This window comes from Nitratireductor sp. GZWM139 (assembly GCF_030068685.1).
GTDB classification, from domain to species: domain Bacteria; phylum Pseudomonadota; class Alphaproteobacteria; order Rhizobiales; family Rhizobiaceae; genus Nitratireductor; species Nitratireductor aquimarinus.
This window is the reverse complement of the sequence record NZ_JAMQML010000009.1, coordinates 126193-141538: the sequence shown is the minus strand read 5'-3', so window position 1 is coordinate 141538 and position 15346 is coordinate 126193. Positions and strand designations below refer to the sequence as shown.

General features: G+C 61.7%; 20 protein-coding genes. 8 read left to right on the top strand and 12 right to left on the bottom strand.

From position 1 onward, the window contains the following. The first annotated feature begins 287 nt into the window (after positions 1 to 287). From NDI72_RS12980 to NDI72_RS12965, 4 genes are all read left to right on the top strand, one after another. The gene (locus NDI72_RS12980) at positions 288 to 1898 is read left to right on the top strand and encodes a phosphoenolpyruvate carboxykinase (protein WP_283800639.1); all 1611 of its coding nucleotides are present in this window, start codon (positions 288 to 290) and stop codon (positions 1896 to 1898) included. Between the two features lie 102 nt (positions 1899 to 2000). Beyond that, positions 2001 to 2435, top strand: a complete 435-nt coding sequence (gene arfB / locus NDI72_RS12975) for an alternative ribosome rescue aminoacyl-tRNA hydrolase ArfB (RefSeq protein ID WP_113153643.1) — start codon at positions 2001 to 2003, stop codon at positions 2433 to 2435. A 115-nt stretch (positions 2436 to 2550) separates the two neighbouring features. Next, on the top strand, positions 2551 to 3006 hold the full coding sequence (lysM, locus tag NDI72_RS12970) for a peptidoglycan-binding protein LysM (protein ID WP_206545557.1): 456 nt from the start codon (positions 2551 to 2553) through the stop codon (positions 3004 to 3006). A gap of 306 nt (positions 3007 to 3312) precedes the next feature. Further along, the gene (locus NDI72_RS12965) at positions 3313 to 3927 is read left to right on the top strand and encodes an alpha-ketoglutarate-dependent dioxygenase AlkB family protein (RefSeq protein ID WP_206545558.1); all 615 of its coding nucleotides are present in this window, start codon (positions 3313 to 3315) and stop codon (positions 3925 to 3927) included. Here NDI72_RS12965 and coaA read toward each other — a convergent pair. From coaA to hisB, 9 genes are all read right to left on the bottom strand, one after another. Further along, a complete protein-coding gene (gene coaA / locus NDI72_RS12960; protein WP_222474050.1) occupies positions 3914 to 4873 on the bottom strand; it encodes a type I pantothenate kinase in 960 nt (319 codons plus the stop codon). The two genes, NDI72_RS12965 and coaA, sit on opposite strands and share 14 nt — an antisense overlap. Positions 4874 to 4966: 93 nt before the next feature. Further along, positions 4967 to 5287, bottom strand: coding sequence for a phosphoribosyl-ATP diphosphatase (locus NDI72_RS12955; RefSeq protein ID WP_206545559.1), 321 nt, complete (start codon positions 5285 to 5287; stop codon positions 4967 to 4969). Then, on the bottom strand, positions 5284 to 6084 hold the full coding sequence (gene hisF, locus NDI72_RS12950; protein ID WP_206545560.1) for an imidazole glycerol phosphate synthase subunit HisF: 801 nt from the start codon (positions 6082 to 6084) through the stop codon (positions 5284 to 5286). The genes NDI72_RS12955 and hisF overlap by 4 nt, the downstream gene beginning before the upstream one ends. After that, complete coding sequence (locus NDI72_RS12945) at positions 6081 to 6407, bottom strand: hypothetical protein (RefSeq protein WP_283800638.1); 327 nt, start codon at positions 6405 to 6407, stop codon at positions 6081 to 6083. The genes hisF and NDI72_RS12945 overlap by 4 nt, the downstream gene beginning before the upstream one ends. Then, entirely contained in the window at positions 6404 to 7138 is a 735-nt protein-coding gene (hisA, locus tag NDI72_RS12940; protein WP_206548088.1) for a 1-(5-phosphoribosyl)-5-[(5-phosphoribosylamino)methylideneamino]imidazole-4-carboxamide isomerase, read from the bottom strand. The genes NDI72_RS12945 and hisA overlap by 4 nt, the downstream gene beginning before the upstream one ends. 3 nt (positions 7139 to 7141) lie before the next feature. Beyond that, positions 7142 to 7441 (bottom strand): DUF1330 domain-containing protein, encoded by a 300-nt coding sequence (locus NDI72_RS12935; RefSeq protein WP_206545563.1) that lies wholly within the window; start codon positions 7439 to 7441, stop codon positions 7142 to 7144. Beyond that, positions 7441 to 8091, bottom strand: a complete 651-nt coding sequence (gene hisH / locus NDI72_RS12930) for an imidazole glycerol phosphate synthase subunit HisH (protein ID WP_113153635.1) — start codon at positions 8089 to 8091, stop codon at positions 7441 to 7443. Before hisH ends, NDI72_RS12935 begins: the two co-directional genes overlap by 1 nt. A gap of 2 nt (positions 8092 to 8093) precedes the next feature. Continuing rightward, entirely contained in the window at positions 8094 to 8579 is a 486-nt protein-coding gene (locus NDI72_RS12925) for a DUF2628 domain-containing protein (protein ID WP_206545565.1), read from the bottom strand. Between the two features lie 4 nt (positions 8580 to 8583). After that, entirely contained in the window at positions 8584 to 9192 is a 609-nt protein-coding gene (hisB, locus tag NDI72_RS12920; protein ID WP_113153633.1) for an imidazoleglycerol-phosphate dehydratase HisB, read from the bottom strand. Positions 9193 to 9652: 460 nt separating this feature from the next. Here hisB and hslV point away from each other — a divergent pair, with 460 nt between their 5' ends. The 4 genes from hslV to NDI72_RS12900 all read left to right on the top strand — a co-directional run bounded on the left by hslV (position 9653) and on the right by NDI72_RS12900 (position 13250). After that, positions 9653 to 10201, top strand: coding sequence for an ATP-dependent protease subunit HslV (gene hslV, locus NDI72_RS12915; RefSeq protein ID WP_224924912.1), 549 nt, complete (start codon positions 9653 to 9655; stop codon positions 10199 to 10201). After that, positions 10188 to 10718 carry a GNAT family N-acetyltransferase gene (locus tag NDI72_RS12910; protein ID WP_283800637.1) on the top strand — a complete coding sequence of 177 codons (531 nt, stop codon included), beginning with the start codon at positions 10188 to 10190 and terminating at the stop codon, positions 10716 to 10718. Before hslV ends, NDI72_RS12910 begins: the two co-directional genes overlap by 14 nt. Next, entirely contained in the window at positions 10715 to 12025 is a 1311-nt protein-coding gene (gene hslU, locus NDI72_RS12905) for an ATP-dependent protease ATPase subunit HslU (protein ID WP_113153630.1), read from the top strand. Before NDI72_RS12910 ends, hslU begins: the two co-directional genes overlap by 4 nt. A 247-nt stretch (positions 12026 to 12272) precedes the next feature. Continuing rightward, a complete protein-coding gene (locus NDI72_RS12900; protein WP_206548087.1) occupies positions 12273 to 13250 on the top strand; it encodes a DUF1402 family protein in 978 nt (325 codons plus the stop codon). Positions 13251 to 13262: 12 nt separating this feature from the next. On the opposite strand, the gene NDI72_RS12895 is transcribed toward NDI72_RS12900, so the two are convergent. Genes NDI72_RS12895 through mltA form a run of 3 tightly spaced genes read right to left on the bottom strand, consistent with a single transcriptional unit; the run spans position 13263 to position 15325 of the window. Continuing rightward, positions 13263 to 13643 carry a helix-turn-helix domain-containing protein gene (locus NDI72_RS12895; protein WP_113153628.1) on the bottom strand — a complete coding sequence of 127 codons (381 nt, stop codon included), beginning with the start codon at positions 13641 to 13643 and terminating at the stop codon, positions 13263 to 13265. Beyond that, positions 13640 to 14209, bottom strand: a complete 570-nt coding sequence (locus NDI72_RS12890) for a Smr/MutS family protein (RefSeq protein WP_113153627.1) — start codon at positions 14207 to 14209, stop codon at positions 13640 to 13642. Before NDI72_RS12890 ends, NDI72_RS12895 begins: the two co-directional genes overlap by 4 nt. 3 nt (positions 14210 to 14212) lie before the next feature. Further along, positions 14213 to 15325, bottom strand: coding sequence for a murein transglycosylase A (gene mltA / locus NDI72_RS12885; protein WP_283800636.1), 1113 nt, complete (start codon positions 15323 to 15325; stop codon positions 14213 to 14215). Between the last annotated feature and the right edge of the window lie 21 nt (positions 15326 to 15346).

Sequence of the window (15346 nt, the reverse complement as noted above, 5' to 3'; positions counted from 1 at the left end):
TCATGGGCATATCGTCCCTATCTGCATCAATCGGCTGCGCAGATGCAGGACAAATTGGGTACAAAATGTGGCATATAAAGAAGTCTGTGTCACACCGACACGGCCATGCGCCATCACAGTCCCCTTCGGAACTGTGCATATATCGGTCGAATCACGTACTTTTTAAACGATTTAAACGATTTTAAAATCTTTAAATCGATTAATGGTTTGAAATCCCTCGATTATTTGTGTTTTCAGCTTGGATCGCCTGCGGAGACAGGCATCTCAAGGGATTTTTGGTGGTTACGATGAACGAAACCGGCACGCGCAACCCGGCTTGCGGGATTGAGAGCAATGGTCTGAAAACGACGGGAAACGTCTATTACAACTTTCAGGCCGCTGCCCTCTATGAGGAAGCGCTGCGTCGCGGTGAGGCACGGCTTTCCGCCGATGGCGCGCTCGTTGCCGAGACCGGCCAGCACACCGGCCGTTCCGCCAAGGACAAGTTCGTCGTGCGTACCGCCGACACTGAAGACGCCGTTTGGTGGGACAACAACAAGCCCATCTCGCAGGAGCATTTCGAAGCGCTCTATGCCGATTTCGTGAAGCAGGCGGCCGACCGCGACCTGTTCGTGCAGGATCTCGTCGGCGGCGCCGATCCGGAAAACAGCCTGCCGGTGCGCGTTGTTACGGAATATGCATGGCATTCCATGTTTATCCGTAACCTGCTCCTGCGTCCGGAAGTCGAGGCGCTCGACGCTTTCGTTCCGCAGATGACGATCATCGACCTGCCGTCCTTCCGCGCCGATCCCGAGCGCCATGGCTGCCGCACCGAGACGGTCATCGCCGTGGATCTGACCCGCAACATCGTTCTGATCGGCGGCACCTCCTATGCCGGCGAGATGAAGAAGTCGGTCTTCACCGCGCTCAACTACATCCTGCCCGCCAAGGGCGTGATGCCGATGCACTGCTCGGCCAATGTCGGCCCCGATGGCGACGCCGCCGTCTTCTTCGGCCTGTCGGGCACCGGCAAGACCACGCTTTCGGCTGATCCGTCGCGCACGCTTATCGGCGACGACGAGCATGGCTGGGGCGAGACCGGTCTCTTCAACTTCGAAGGCGGCTGCTACGCCAAGACGATCCGTCTGTCGGAAGAGGCCGAGCCGGAAATCTTCGCCACCACCCGCCGTTTCGGCACGGTGCTGGAGAACGTTGTCCTCGATGACCAGCGCCGCCCCGACTTCGACGATGGCAGCCTGACCGAGAACACGCGCTGCGCCTATCCGCTGCACTTCATCCCGAATGCCAGCGAAACGGGCCGCAGCGGCCATCCCAACAACATCATCATGCTGACGGCGGATGCCTTCGGCGTGCTGCCGCCCATTGCCAAGCTGACCCCGGCGCAGGCCATGTACCACTTCCTGTCCGGTTACACCGCAAAGGTGGCCGGCACGGAAAAGGGCGTTACCGAACCGGAAGCAACCTTCTCCACCTGCTTCGGCGCTCCCTTCATGCCGCGCCATCCTTCGGAATACGGCAATCTGCTGCGCGATCTGATCGCCCGTCACGGTGTGGATTGCTGGCTGGTCAATACCGGCTGGACCGGCGGTGCCTACGGCGTCGGCAACCGCATGCCCATCAAGGTCACGCGCGGCCTGCTCAATGCAGCGCTCAGCGGCAAGCTGAACGATGCCGAGTTCCGCACCGATCCGCATTTCGGCTTCGCCGTGCCGGTCGACGTTCCGGGCATCGATTCCAGCCTGCTCGACCCGCGCTCGACCTGGGCCGACAAGGCAGCCTATGACGCGCAGGCCCGTCGCCTGGTTGGCATGTTCATCGACAATTTCGAGAAATTCGAAACCCATGTCGACGCCAGCGTGCGCGAGGCCGCACCGCATCCGGCGGAAGCCGCCGAGTAACGCGCAGACTTGCATCCCAGGACCTGAACGCGCATTTTCAGGGCCCGGCCATTTGGTCGGGCCCTTTGTTTTGATGCAAGAAAACACAACCGGACTGGCGCAATGGCCGAGGGCGACCTCAACATCAGAAATGGCGTGACCGTCTTCGAGGACGAATTGCAGGAACAGTTCATCCGTTCCTCCGGTCCCGGCGGTCAGAACGTCAACAAGGTGGCGACCGCCGTTCAGCTGCGCTTCAACGCGAGGAACGCGCGCGGCCTGCCGCAGCGCATTCGCGAGAAGGTTCTGGAACTGGCGGGAAGCCGCGCCACGAAGGAAGGCGAGATCGTCATCGAGGCCGGACGCTACCGCACCCAGGAGATGAACCGCGCCGATGCGCGCGACCGGCTGACCGAACTTCTGACCCGCGCCGCCGAGCCACCGCCACGGCCGCGCAAGAAGACAAAGCCCACCCGCTCCGCCATCGAACGCCGCCTGAAAGCCAAGGCTGGCCGCTCCTCCATCAAGAAGATGCGTGGCAAGGTCAGCCACGACTAGAAGTTGCCGAAGATTCCGGGGCAAAATCGCCGCTTATTACCATTCAGTGTTTTACAGTTGAAATCTACAACCGTTACACGTCAAATATCCGCCAACTCAAACTGGAGACGTATCCATGGGCATTTTCGATTTCGTCAAATCCGTCGGCAAGAAGCTCGGCGTGGTGGACGAGGAGCCGCCGGCAGCAGACGAACTGAAGAAGGAACTCGATTCCCATAGCCTCGGCACCGACAAGGTCGACGTGGTTGTTGAAGGGGACAAGGTCGTTCTGAAGGGCGAGGTCGCTGACCAGTCGGCCTTCGAAAAGGCCGTCGTGGCCGTGGGCAACACGCTCGGCATTTCCAAGGTGGAAGCAGGCGAGCTCAAGGTTGCCGCCGCCGAAGCCAAGGCGCCTGTCTTCTACACGGTCCAGAAGGGCGACAATCTCTGGAAGATCGCCGAAGCCAATTACGGCAAGGGCAAGGGTGCGAAATACACCATGATCTTCGAGGCCAACAAGCCGATGCTTGATGACCCGGACAAGATCTACCCCGGCCAGGTTCTGCGCATTCCCGACCTCGCCGAGGCATAAGCGCCCCCGGCACGATCTGACAGGAACGGCGGCTTTCGGGTCGCCGTTTTCTTTTGTGTGGGTGTAAGTTTCCCGGGTGAGATCGCACGGTTACATGCCGTGTCCGATCATGTGGCAACGACGTTGTGCGTGGTTCGACAAGCTCACCATGAGGGTGGAAATACGCCTGCAAAACCCATCTGCGATGTTGCAGAATCAGACCTTTCTGCAAGGCCGCTGCATCCCTCATGGTGAGCTTGTCGAACCACGCACCACATCAATGCAGCGGCTCACCATGCACCGTGCTCGAGATGTAAGGAGACTGAATTGCCAACCCTCACCGAAGGCGTGCGCCATCTGCCGGGTTATCTCGACCGCACCGCCCAGGAAGCGCTTGTTGAAGACATTCGCGCCGTGGTGCGCGAGGCACCGCTTTTCGTCCCGGTCATGCCGCGAACCGGCAGGGAAATGAGCGTGCGCATGACCAATTGCGGCCCGCTTGGCTGGGTCACCGACCGGGAGCGCGGTTATCGCTATCAGGAAACGCACCCCGTGACCGGAAAACCATGGCCGCCGATACCGGCGCGACTACTCGCCCTGTGGGATGAGGTGGCGGATTTCCCGGCTCCGCCGGAGGCCTGTCTCGTCAATCACTATGCTGAAACCGCGAAAATGGGCCTGCATCAGGATCGTGACGAACAGGAATTCGCCGCACCCGTGGTCTCGGTTTCACTCGGTGATGCCTGCCTGTTTCGCGTCGGCGGCGCAAAGCGCGGCGACAAGACCGTTTCGGTCAAGCTGCAAAGCGGCGATGTGGTGGTGCTGGGCGGGGCAGGGCGGCTCGCCTTTCACGGCGTCGACCGCATCTATCCCGGCACCTCGACGCTGCTCAGCGCACCGGGGCGCATCAACCTGACCCTGCGCCGCGTCACAGCTTCCTGAGCGCCACTTCGTCCGTCAGGTGATCCGCACCCTTGCGCAGGATCAGATCGGCGCGCGGTCGCGTCGGCAGAATGTTCTCGCGCAGGTTCTTCAGGTTGATCGTCTCCCAGAGCTGCTCGGCAATGGCCAGCGCCGCGCTCGGCTTGAGCGCCGCATAGCGGTGGAAGAAGGATTCCGGGTTCTGGAAGGCCGTTTCGCGCAGCCGCATGAAGCGGTCCACATACCATTGATGGATCAGGTCTTCCGGCGCATCGATATAAATCGAGAAGTCGAAGAAGTCCGAAACCACCGGGATTGCGGTGCCATCCTGCGGCAAATCGCGGGTCTGCAGAACGTTGATGCCCTCGAAGATCAGGATGTCCGGGCGGTCGATGGTGCGGAACTCGCCGGGCAGGATGTCATAGGTGAGGTGCGAATAGAGCGGCGCCGGAACATTCGGCACACCGGCCTTGATCGCCGAGAGAAAGCGCAGAACCGCGCCAACATCGTAGCTTTCGGGAAAACCCTTGCGCTCCATCAGGTTCTCGCGTCGCAGGACCTCGTTGGGATAGAGAAACCCGTCCGTTGTCACCAGGTCGACCTTCGGGCTCGACGGCCAGCGGGTCAGAAGCTCCTGGAGAACGCGCGCCGTGGTCGATTTTCCAACGGCCACAGAGCCGGCAATGCCGATGATGAAGGGGGATTTGACCACGTCTTCGGAATTGAAGAAGACCTGCCGCTGGCGAAACAGAAGCTGGGTGGCCTCCACATGCGCCGAAAGGAGCCGCGACATGGACAGGTAGATCCGCCGCACCTCTTCCAGATCGACCGGATCGTTCAGCGAGCGCAGGCGCTGCACCTCGTCCTCGGTCAGCGTCAACGGCGTGTCGGCGCGGAACTTCGCCCACTTCTCGGCGGTGAAAATGCGATAGGGGGAGTAGTTCTCCCCAGAGACAAGCTGGTCCATGAAGTCCGCGGCCCCCTTCCTTGCCGCCATGGTTGTCTTATCGGTGTCGCCATCCATCATGCGATGGATGATGCCACCCAGAGCGGAAACGATCTATCCCTTTCGGGATGCCTTTTCCTCAATTCCGGTGCGCGCGGTGCGGCGCTCCAGTTCCGCCATCACCTCATCAACCGAAACGCCCTCCAGCGCCAGCACGACGAGCCAATGATAAAGGAGATCGGCGCTTTCGGAAATCAGGTCTTCGCGATCATGCGAAACGGCGGCGATCACCGCTTCCACGGCTTCTTCGCCAAGCTTCTGCGCAGCCTTCGGTGTGCCCTTGGCAAACAGCTTTGCGGTCCACGAGTTCTCATCGCCCGAACGCGCGCGCTCGGCGATGATGGCTTCCAGACGGGTGAGGTCGAACTGGCTCATGCCTGCTCCGGGGTCTGCGCGGGATCGAGCCGCATGGGAATGCCGGCAGCCGCCATATGCGCCTTGGCCTCGCCGATCGTGTAAGTGCCGAAATGGAAGATCGACGCGGCCAGAACGGCGGTCGCATGTCCGTCGCGAACACCTTCCACCAGATGATCCAGCGTGCCCACGCCACCCGATGCAATGACCGGCGCGCGCACGGCGTCGGCCACGGCGCGGGTCAGCGGAATGTTGTAGCCCGCCTTGGTGCCGTCGCGATCCATCGAGGTGAGCAGGATTTCCCCCGCGCCGAGATCCACCACCTTGCGGGCGAATTCGACGGCGTCGATGCCCGTTTCCCTGCGCCCGCCATGGGTGAAGATTTCCCAGCGCAGCGGCTCGCCTTCGCCGGAAACCTGTTTGGCGTCGATGGCAACGACAATGCACTGATTGCCGAACTTGTCGGCGGCGCGCGCCACCAGTTCGGGATCGTTCACCGCCGCCGTGTTGATCGACACCTTGTCCGCGCCGGCAAGCAGCAGCTTGCGGATGTCGGAAACCTCGCGCACGCCACCGCCCACGGTGAGCGGCATGAAGCACTGCTCGGCCGTGCGCGCCACCACGTCGAAGATCGTTTCGCGGTTGTCGCTGGAAGCGGTGATGTCGAGGAAGCAGAGCTCGTCGGCACCGGCGGCGTCATAGGCCTTTGCGGCTTCCACCGGGTCGCCGGCGTCGATCAGGTCGACGAAGTTGACACCCTTGACGACGCGGCCGTCCTTCACATCGAGACAGGGGATGACGCGGGCTTTGAGTGTCATGCGAGGTTCGCCTTCTTGCGGGCCCGGATCACGGCGATCATCAACGCCACTGTCCAGGCGATTAGCGCGGCCATGCCGAAGGGCAGGCTTATCAGCCCCAGCCAGCCCATCACGAACATGGAATATAGCATGTCGCCCCGGTCTTCACCGGCGATCATGCAGGGATTGCTGAAGCCCTCGTGAACCGTGCAGCCATAAGTGCTGGCAAGGATGCTGGAGGCGACAACCGAAAGAACGGGCAGCGCCGCCAGAACGAGGATCACCACCAGAAGAACGATGAAGGTTCTCTTGGTGCCCCGGCTCAGGCGACCGTCAGCGCTCACGCAGCCTCTCCCTTAAGCACCTTCAGCGCCTCGGCGGGGTCGATGCGGCCGTCATAGAGCGCGCGACCGGAGATCGCGCCTTCCAGCTTCGCCGCATCGGGCATGGTCATGCGCACGATGTCGGCAATGGAGGCGAGCCCGCCCGAAGCGATCACGGGAATGGAAACGGCGTCGGCCAGTTCAATGGTCGATTCCCAGTTGATGCCGGTCAGAACGCCGTCACGGTCGATGTCCGTGTAGATGATGGCGGCCACGCCGGCACCCTCGAAGCGACGCGCAAGCTCGATTGCCGAAAGATCCGAGGTCTCCGCCCAGCCTTCCACCGCAACCTTGCCGCCACGCGCATCGATGCCGACGGCAACCTTGCCCGGAAACGCCTTGCAGGCCTCGATCACCAGAGCCGGATCGCGCACCGCAACCGTGCCGAGGATCACGCGTGACAGGCCCTTGTCGAGCCACGCCTCGATGTGCTCCAGCGTGCGGATGCCGCCGCCCAGCTGCACCGGGTTCTTGGTCGCCTTGAGGATCGCCTCGACCGCATCGCCATTCACGCTTGCGCCGGCGAATGCGCCATTCAGATCGACCACATGCAGCCACTCGAAACCCTGCTCCTCAAAGGAGCGGGCCTGCGCGGCGGGATCGGTGTTGTAGACCGTCGCCTCGTCCATGTCGCCCAGCTTGAGCCGCACGCACTGGCCGTCTTTCAGGTCGATGGCGGGAAAAAGTATCATGTGTCAGACGCCCTCGATAATGCTGAGCTTCGCCGTTGAATAATCCCGCCTGATGCCCAGCGCGTGCTGGTATTCCGGCGAGTTGTAGCAGGCAAGCGCCTGCTCATAGGAGCTGAATTCGATGATCACCTGCCGGTCGCCGGCAGGGCCTTCGGGCGCGGTATGCTGCCCGCCACGGGCGAGAAATTTCGCACCGTATTTCTCAAAAGCCTTCGCATTGGCTTCGATATACTTCTTGTACCCTTCCGGATCGGCGATATCGACCATCGCGATCCAGTAGCCTTTTTTGGTCGAAACCGTCATCAGGGCCTCCAGCGCAGGAAGTTTGCGATCAGGGCCAGGCCAAGCGCCTGGCTCTTTTCAGGGTGGAACTGCGTGCCCACCAGATTGTCCCGCGCAACGGCCGCCGTGATCGTCCCGCCATAGTCGGTGGTGGCCAGAATCTCGGCCTCATTGCGCGCCGCGAAATGATAGGAATGCACGAAATAGGCGTGCAAACCGTCCTCTCCGGTGGGGATTCCATCGAACAGGGGATGCGAATGTTTCACGTGAATCGTGTTCCATCCGATCTGCGGAATCTTCAATTCCGGGTCGGACGGGGTCATTTCCACCACGTCTCCGGCGATCCAGCCGAGCCCCTCGGTCACCGTCTTTTCAAGCCCGCGCTCGCTCATCAGCTGCATGCCGACGCAGATGCCGAGGAACGGACGACCCTTTTCGAGCGCCACATCCGTGATCGCCTCGACCATGCCGGGCACCGCGCTGAGACCCTGCCGGCAATCGGCATAAGCGCCCACGCCGGGAAGCACGATCCGGTCTGCGGCGCGCACCGCATCCGCATCCGCCGTAACTGAAATCTCGGCCCCGATGCCGCTTTCGCGCGCGGCGCGCTCGAAGGCTTTCGCGGCCGAGCGCAGATTGCCCGAGCCGTAATCGATAATCGCAACCTTCATGGTCAGCGCGCTCCAGGATAGGAAAAGAGACCGAGCGCCGGCTCGCTGCCACGGCCGAAGCCCTTGGCCGGTGCGGGTCTGTCGGTGAGGGCAGGGGATGGCGTTTCCTGCCGCGCTTCATCGTCGGCAAACACCAGTTCCGCCATGAAACGGGTTTCCGCCTCGTCGCGATTGTCGGCGTCGACAACGCCCCATTCATGCCAGCCGCGCCGCTTCAGCATGGAGACCCGCAGATTGCGCGCCTCCAGCCCGAAGAACAGCGACAGGCAGAGCGAGGCCACCGTTGCCGCAACCGACCAGCCCTCCAGCGCGCCAAGCGCGCCGAGCAGCAGCGCGGCGGCAACCGCAGCCAGCGCTTCCAGCCACATGCGATGCCACAGGAACCAGAGGAACGGCGCAATGAACGCCAGGATCGCAAAGCCGTCGCGCACCAGAACCGCCTGTTCCGGATTGCGTTCGGGCGGCTCCATCACAACATAGCTTGCCATCGGCTTATCCCTTCAGGCTGCCCTTGGTGGAGGGGACTGCATCAAGCTGGCGCGGATCGGCTTCGCAGGCCGTACGCAGCACCCGCGCCACCGCCTTGAAGCAGGTCTCGGCAATGTGGTGGCTGTTTGCGCCGTAATGATTGGTCACATGCAGTGTGATGCCGGCATTCTGGGAAAGGGCCTGGAAGAACTCGCGCACCAGTTCGGTGTCGAACGTGCCGATCTTCTGCGTCGGAAACTCAACATCCCAGACGAGGAAGGGGCGGCCCGAAACATCGATCGCCGCGCGCGTCAGGCATTCGTCCATCGCGAGATCGAGCGAGGCGTAACGCGTGATGCCGCGCCGGTCGCCCAGCGCCTCCGAGATGGCCTTGCCGAGCGCGATGCCGCAATCCTCGACCGTGTGGTGATCGTCGATGTGCAGATCGCCATCGGCCTTCACCGTCATGTCGATCAGCGAATGGCGGGAAAGCTGCTCCAGCATATGGTCGAAAAAGCCCACGCCGGTAGCCATGTCGTAACGGCCTTCGCCATCGATTTCGACCCGAACGGCAATGGCCGTTTCATTGGTCTTGCGGCTGATTTCGGCGGTGCGCGTTGTGCTGGAAGCCATGGTCTGTCCCTTTGCGCTGCATGAAGGCCAGCCTTCTAGCAGCATGTTCCGCCAAAGACCAGAACCGTTGCCGCCCAGACGGTACGCCAAGACCGGCAGAGCCTGATTTCAAACTCCGCCCGCAATACCCATCATCGCCACATCTGCAAAGTGCTCAACACCCCGCCAGGCACCCTCGTGGTTCGCCTTTCAGCAAGCTCAAGAGGCTCACCATGAGGATTGATGTGACGGATGGTGACGCGACGTAGCGATGTGCTGCCATGTTCACCCCCATATTCAAACCCTCAAGGGACCCGCCGCACAACGCAACAACAGCCCTCAACCTGAGCTTGTCGAAGGGCGAGGGCGCCTGGCACCGACATGGCAAATCCATCTGCGCGTTTGCATTCCACAATGATCAACTTACATATTCGATCTGACGGCGCCGTGCCTCTTCGGGCGGCGCGAAAAGGAGTGTGCGATGAGCGAAGAAAAATCCATGCACGCCACGACAATCGTCACTGTGCGCAAGGGCGACAAAGTGGTGATTGCCGGTGACGGGCAGGTCAGCCTGGGCAACACCGTGATGAAGGGCAATGCGCGCAAGGTGCGGCGCATCGGCAAGGGCAATGTGATCGCCGGCTTCGCCGGGGCTACCGCCGACGCCTTCACCCTTCTGGAGCGGCTGGAAGCCAAGCTGGAGCAGTATCCCGAGCAGTTGATGCGCGCCTGCGTCGAGCTTGCCAAGGACTGGCGGACCGACCGCTATCTGCGCCGGCTCGAAGCGATGATGCTCGTGGCCGACAAGAGCGTCACCCTGGCGCTTACCGGCAATGGCGATGTGCTGGAGCCCGAGCAGGGCATCATGGCCATCGGCTCCGGTGGCAATTATGCGCTTGCTGCCGCGCGTGCGCTCGCCGACACCGACAAGGACGCCGAGGAAATCGCCCGCAAGGCGATGGAGATCGCCGCGTCCATCTGCATCTACACCAATGACAATGTGGTGGTGGAAACCCTTGACGCCGAATGAGGCAGACCGGGTTGCCCTTTCTCCGGTAACCGCGGATCATTTTCCAGTGCTCCTCGACTGGCTCCGCCAGCCGCACATACGCGAATGGTGGGGCGAGCCTGAAATCGAGCTGGGCCAGATCCGCGACATGATCGAGGGACGCGACACGACGCGCCCCTTCATGATCGAACTGGAAGGGCGGCCTGTCGGCTACATTCAGTACTGGTTTCTGGCGGACAATCGCGACGGGATCGATCAGTGGGTGGACGACCTTCCGGCGGATACAGTCGGCGTCGACCTGATCATCGGCGCGAAAGACCTGCTCTCGAAAGGGATCGGCAGCACCGCAGTGAGGCTGATGGTGCGCCACCTTCTGGAGACGGAACGCAGAAACATCATCATCGATCCGGACCCCAAGAACACGCGTGCGGTCCGCGCCTATGAAAAGGCCGGCTTCCAGCCGGTGCCTCATCTGGCCGGACGCACAGGGGACTACCTGATCATGCAATACGACACGAACAACGAGACGGACACATGACCACATTTTCCCCGCGCGAGATCGTCTCCGAACTCGACCGCTACATCATCGGCCAGAATGACGCCAAGCGCGCCGTGGCGATTGCGCTGCGCAACCGCTGGCGTCGCCAGCAGCTCGAGCCGGAGCTGCGCGAAGAGGTGATGCCGAAGAACATCCTCATGATCGGACCCACCGGCGTCGGCAAGACCGAGATCTCGCGTCGCCTGGCAAAGCTCGCCGGCGCGCCCTTCATCAAGGTCGAGGCCACCAAGTTCACCGAGGTCGGCTATGTCGGCCGCGATGTGGAGCAGATCATCCGCGATCTGGTGGAGGTCTCCATCGGTCTCGTGCGTGAAAAGATGCGCGAGAACGTGAAGGCCCGCGCCCACATGAACGCCGAAGAGCGCGTTCTTGAAGCGCTGGTCGGGAAGACCGCCAGCCCCGCCACCAAGGACAGTTTCCGCCAGAAGCTGCGCAATGGCGAGCTGGACGACAAGGAAATCGAGGTGGAAGTCTCCGATTCCGGCGGCGGCATGCCCGGTTTTGAAATGCCCGGCATGCCCGGCGCGAATATCGGCGTTCTGAACATCAACGACATGCTCCAGAAGGCCATGGGCGGCAAGCCGACCAAGCTGCGCAAGACGACCGTGAAGGAGTCCTACGAACTTCTGATCGCCGACGAGTCCGACAAGCTTCTCGATGAGGAAGAAGTCACCCAGCGGGCCCTGGAATCGGCGCAGAATGACGGCATCGTTTTCCTCGACGAAATCGACAAGATCGCCAACCGTGAGAACGGTGCGGGCGCCGGCGTTTCGCGCGAAGGCGTGCAGCGCGACCTGCTTCCACTCGTGGAAGGCACGACGGTTGCGACCAAATACGGTCCGGTCAAAACCGACCACATCCTGTTCATCGCCTCCGGCGCGTTCCACGTCTCCAAGCCTTCGGATCTTCTGCCGGAGCTTCAGGGCCGTCTGCCGATCCGCGTCGAGCTGCGCGCGCTGGAAAAAGACGATTTCCGCCGCATCCTGACAGAAACCGAGGCGAGCCTCATCAAGCAGTATGTGGCGCTGATGGAAACCGAAGGCGTTTCGCTGAACTTCACCGACGACGCCATCGACCGTCTGGCGGCCATTGCCGTCGATCTGAACGCCAGCGTCGAGAACATCGGCGCACGCCGGCTGCAGACGGTGATGGAACGCGTGCTCGACGAGATCTCGTTCAACGCACCGGATCGTTCGGGAACCGAGCTTTCCATCGACGCGGCCTATGTCGACAAGAATGTCGGCGACCTCGCCAAAAACACGGACCTGTCACGCTTCATCCTCTGAAGACCCCGTACAGTTCCGAAATCTGCCCATTCCCCGTCCCATGCCCCGCCGGTTCAGAACCGGCGGGGCATGGCGCATAAGAGGGGCGCATAAGAGGCCCGCATATAAGCAAGTGTGACATCTCTGCCGCGGTCGGGGCGTGATGATTGTCGGGCCGCGAATGCCTCTCGACTTGGTCGGTAGCTTTGCCTAATTTGCCGATAATCCAAAAAAGTCAGAACCACGCAGGGGGCGCAAGCAGCGCGACATGGCACCACGGGCACGACTGGTTATAGGCATTTGCCTCGGCTTCTTCTGCGTCGGAACACTTCCCGTTTCCGCGGCCAAACTCGTTCCCGAAGGAAACCGGAACGCCAAACAGCCCCCGGTGCCCGGTGTTTCGGCCAAGCGCACGAAGTCGGCCCAGACCACCTATGAAGCCAAATATGGCAAGGTCTACCAGCTTCTGAAAACCGATGGCGGGCTTGTTTCCAAGATCCGCTCCATTTCATCCCGATACAACATCGATCCCGTTCACATGGTCGGCGCCATCGTCGGTGAGCACACCTACAATGTAGACGCCTATGACCGCCTCCAGACCTATTATGTGAAGGCGGTCTCTTATCTGAAAAGCGATTTCTCCTTCTCCTATGGCGGTGAGACAGTCGGCCAGTTCGTGGAACGGCCCGAATTCGCCGACTGCGAAAAGGAAAAGGGCAGCTACGACGTCTGGTCGTGCCGCGAAGCCGTCTGGGACAAATCGTTCCGCGGCAAATCCGTCGACGGCAAGAAATGGCCGAACGACCGGTTCGGGGCCGTTTTCTTCCAGCCTTTCTATGCAGGCCAGACCTTCGGCATCGGTCAGCTCAATCCGCTGACCGCCCTCAAGATGACCGACACGGTGAACAGGGTTTCCGGCTTCCGCCAGATCAGCCACACCAACCCGCAGGAAGTCTACCAGACGATCATGGACCCGGATAAATCGCTCGCCTATGTGGCCGCGACGGTGAAGAAGTCCATCGCCGCCTACAGGCAGATTGCCGATTTCGACATTTCGAAGAACCCCGGCATCACCGCCACGCTCTACAATCTCGGCAATCCGGAAGCACGCGCCGCGCGTCTGGCAGCGGAAAACCGCGTCCGCCGGGCCAAAGGCCAGCGGGTCAAGCTTCCGGAAGAGAACTATTATGGCTGGCTGGTGAACGAGAAGCTGGATGAGCTGAAGGCGCTTTTCCAGGATTCCTGAACCATCAGAATCTTATGTCCCGTCCGTCGCCCGGTCGCCGGTGACGGCTTTCAACTGCTTCAGAAGCACCTTGATCTCGCCATCCTTCAGAGAAGCGATATGCGCCGCCAGAAGGTTTGCGAGTTCCGTTGCACAGGGCGAAAGATGCGCCGTGTCCACCACGACGCGCGGGTGTGAAAGCTCGGCGATCCGCTGCAACTCGTCCGCCTCATCCCAGATCACGTTGAAAAAACCGATGATCTTCTGAACCATCGCCCAGTTGGGTGGGCTGGCGCGACCGTGCTCCAGAGAAGAAAGATAGGCCGCGCTGACGCCGATGGCCGCCGCCATTTCCTTCTGGCTCACCCCGCGCTCACGCCGCAGCTCGCGGATTTTCTCGCCAAGCGGGGTCACATGCCGCTCCTGTGCCTGCGCTTCAGGCGGATATAGAACGCGCCGCCGCCGCCATGACGCCGGCTTGCCTCGTCGATCCCGCTCACCAGGCCGGAGAAGGGCGGTGTTGCAAGCCAGCGCGGCAGGGCGCGGCGCAGCACGCCATCACTGCCGAACGATGCGCCCTTGCCGGTAATCACCAGAACATGGCGCATGCCCTCCGCATGGGCGCGGTTCAGGAAGGAGAGAAGCAGGCTGTGCGCTTCCGACTGGGTCAGCCCGTGAAGATCCACGCGCCCCTCCAGAACAAGCCGGCCACGGGCAATCTTGGTATGGGTCGGCTTGTCGATGGGACGGGTCGGATGCGCCTTGACCGGAGCAGGCGAAGCCTTGCCGGAACTGCTGGATGTCGCAGCAGGCCGCGATGTGTCCTGCGCCACCAGGCGCGAAAGCTCGGCCATCGTGTCGTCATCGGGCTCTGCCGTTTCTTCAAGAAACTTGCCCTTGAGCGGTTCCGTGGTCCGCGCCACGCGGTTCCACAGAATGCGGTCTTCCATACTCAGACGTTTCGGCGTGTGGCTGGTCATTGCTCAGCCTTCCACAAGCGCTCTGGGAACCAGCGCATAAAAATCCGCTCTGTGGCGGATAACACCGGCGATCTCGCCCGCCGCAGCACCGCTGCCGATGAAGAGATCGGCCCGCGCCTGTCCGGTGATCGCCGAGCCCGTATCCTGCGCGATCATCAGGCGGCGGAATGGCCGGCCATCGACCACATCGAGTTCCGGCGCATGGATGAAGAACGGGGTCCCGAATGTATGCAACAGCCGGTCGACGGCGATCGAGCGTCCCGGCGTGAGCTGCACCTTGGCGGCTGCCACGGGACCAAGTTCCGGCGCTCCCGCATCGGTTTCGCGGAAAAAGATGAAAGAGCGGTTTTGCCAGAGAATTTCGTCAATTCGCTCCGGATTTTCCGAAAACCAGCCCCGAATGCTCTGCATTGTGACCGTTTCCGGAGAAAGCGCGCCGCGCTCGATGAGCACCTTTCCGGCGCCCGTAAAATAGTGACCCGACTTCGCGGCATAGGTGACCCGCATGACGGATCCATCCTCAAACCGCAGCCTTGCCGCACCCTGAACATGGATGAAATAGGCATCGACCCTGTTGTCGAGCCAGACGAGTTCCAGACCACGCCCGTCCAGCGCGCCACGGTCAATTGCGCCGCGGTCGTGATACTCCACAAGGCCGCTGTCCGTTTTCCGGGCAAACGCAAAATAGGGATCGAGCCCGGCGGGGCGGTTCTCATCATCCACATCCACCAGATCGTCGGGACGCCGGTAGAGCGGCACGCAGAAGCGCTCGGTCCTTTCGCGCGAGGCCTCAACCTCCGGCTCGTAATAGCCGGTCACAAAACCGGAACCGCCGTCTTCAGCGCGGATATGGCAGGGAATGAAATGTTCTTCGAAGAATGCCCGGGCCGATGCTTCATCGGCGTCGGGCATGGCCAGTGCCGCTTTGTGAGCGGGAGCGAAGGCGGAAAGCGCGATGCCCAGAGCGCCCGTGCGATAGGGCTTTACGGCAACGCGCCTGGCGGAACGGGCAAATGCACGAAAGGCGGAAAGAACCTTGTCTTCCCGCCAGCCTGGCATGTCGCTGAACGAAACCCTCTCAAGGGATGGCGAAAGCGCCGCAGACTGCGCGGCCATGCACGACGCTCCGCCCGGCAA